A 2,374-nucleotide genomic window follows, 5' to 3' on the forward strand; every position below is an offset into this window, starting at 1 on the left:
CGACTCATAAGTGCTCGGTTATATGCGGGCCAATTGGTTGTGCGGTAGATTTTGTGTGCAGGCTTCTTCATTTGAAAATTATATCGCTGAAAAAGCCTTTACAGATAGGTTTGTGCAACAAAGCCGTGTAAATTAGCCACTTAAATAATTGCTCCTTAGAAACTACGCTCTGTGATTCCGTTCCAAGCTGTACTAATTTTTCTAAACTAATAACATCTTGTCTTATAAAACTGCAAAAAATATTAGGTTCACTTTGGGATAATAAATATGTATATTCAGCAAAAGCACTTTTACCTGCTCCCTTTCTGCCCACAACAATAAATTTTTCACTAGCTAAGGTAATCCTCCCATAAATAAGCGAAGTTAAAAGTAGAGGTTAAGCAGCCATTAGAGGTGGCTTTCCTTTGTTAGCTTGATGTGGTCTTTCATGGTTGTAATGCCTGAGTAGCACTGCTACGCAAGAGTTTGTTGCATAATCTTGTACTTCATCCAAAGTATCAAATAAATGCTTGCTCAGCCAACTATAACGTATGGTCCGATTATAGCGTTCAATATACGCATTCTGCTGTGGCTTACCCGGTTGAATATATTCAATACGAATACCGTGCTCAGTAGCCCAGCGCACAAATTCGTGACTGATAAATTCGGGACCATTATCGCATCGGATCACTAACGGTTTTTCTCTCCACTCCAGCAATTGATTCAACGTACGAATAACCCTGATTGTGGGCAATGAGAACCCTGCTTCAATGGCTAGGCCTTCGCGGCGGTAATCATCAATCACATTCAATAATCGAAACTTGCGACCATCGGAAAGCTGATCATGCATAAAATCTAATGACCAAACCTGATTTTCTCGGATTGGTTCTTTCAATGGTTCAGGCGCATGCCGTTTTAGTCTTCTTCTCGGTTTAATACGCAGATTCAGTGCCAACTCACAGTAAATGCGGTAAACCCGCTTGTGATTCCAGCAGCAACTCTCAACATGCCGTAAATACGAGAAGCACAAACCAAAGCCCCAATCGGAATTTTCCTCAGTGAGTTCAATGAGCTGTTCAGCAATGAGTGCATTGTCATCGCTGAGTTTGGCTTGATAGCGGTAGCAGGTTTCACTAATGCCAAATGCTTTACAAGCCAAACGAATACTAATGGCATGCTGGGCAACTGCCTGTTGTGCCATCTTACGCCGGCAAGATGGCTTTACCACTTTTTTGCCATCGCTTCCTGGATGATTTCGGCCTTTAATCGCTCTTCCGCATACATCTTTTTAAGTCTGGTATTTTCGGCTTCTAGCTCTTTCAGTCGAGCCATTAATGATGTATCCATACCACCATATTTGGCACGCCATTTATAAAAGGTAGCATTACTCATGCCGTGTTCACGGCAAAGGGTCGCTACAGGTATGCCAGATTCAGCCTGTTTCAAGATGGACATGATCTGACTGTCAGTAAATTTAGATGTTTTCATGCAGAATCTCCTGCTCGTATCTTAAGAGAAAATTCTACTTTTAGATCCTATTATTTTTAGGGGGGATTACCCTAACTCATGATGAAGATCGTGATGATCTTCATAGACATCTGATAGTGCAACTCTAGAGCTTGGTAATGATTCTGCTTCTGCTTCAGGTGCGCCGAAATACAATGCTGTTTTACTATTCTTACCTCTATTACCAAAAAACACTATTACCCCCTTAATATTAAATTTTTAATTAATTTTTAATTTTACAACAAAGTGCATATACGTTTATCAATTTAATTCAGAACTATTTTATTTTTCGCTAATCTTTATTTTTTACAATAAACTCCTATATTAGTTTCATGATAATCTGAACTATAACCATCTACAATTTTTCCCAAAACTTTGTGCATTTAACATCGGTTGGCATGAACAACCTGCACGAAAAATTTATATTTATATACAACCGAAAGGCTATTTGCTGCGAGGTGAAGCGGTGAATGAGGGATTTGAGAAATTTTATCCTGATCTGATTTAATTTTTTAAGTTTCCCTCTACCCCCGCCTTCTCCCAGTGGGAGAAGGCGCTTCCATTGCTAATTTAATGCCGTTATGGATTGTTACTTACCTCTCCATTTAGTAGATGAACAGCACTGCTGCACAAGGAAGAGGTAAATATTTAACTTTTTAAAGCTATGTGAAAAACACCAAAGTCATTAATAATTGATAACAGCTAGCCTACTAGACTCATCATAATTTGAACTATAACCATCCATAACTTTTTATAAATCTAAACTCTGTACACGACAAATTTCATAGGATCCTTGTCCTATCAGGCTTTTTCTTTCTTAAAATTGCTAGCACTTTCTTAAATTCTTCTTTTTTTCCAAAACCAATCAAACGTAGAATAGCCATTTGAA

At 38.5% G+C, this 2,374-nt stretch carries 1 protein-coding gene; it reads right to left on the reverse strand.

Annotation, left to right across the window (positions count from 1 at the left end):
• Positions 1–376: 376 nt before the first annotated feature.
• A protein-coding gene (locus FTV09_RS17450) for an IS3 family transposase (RefSeq protein ID WP_180058984.1) occupies positions 377–1,467 on the reverse strand; the annotation gives its coding sequence in 2 pieces (ribosomal slippage) (positions 377–1,215 and positions 1,215–1,467; 1,092 coding nt in all).
• Positions 1,468–2,374: the final 907 nt, after the last annotated feature.

The organism is Acinetobacter sp. YH12227, assembly GCF_013417785.1.
In the GTDB taxonomy this organism is placed as follows: domain Bacteria; phylum Pseudomonadota; class Gammaproteobacteria; order Pseudomonadales; family Moraxellaceae; genus Acinetobacter; species Acinetobacter gandensis.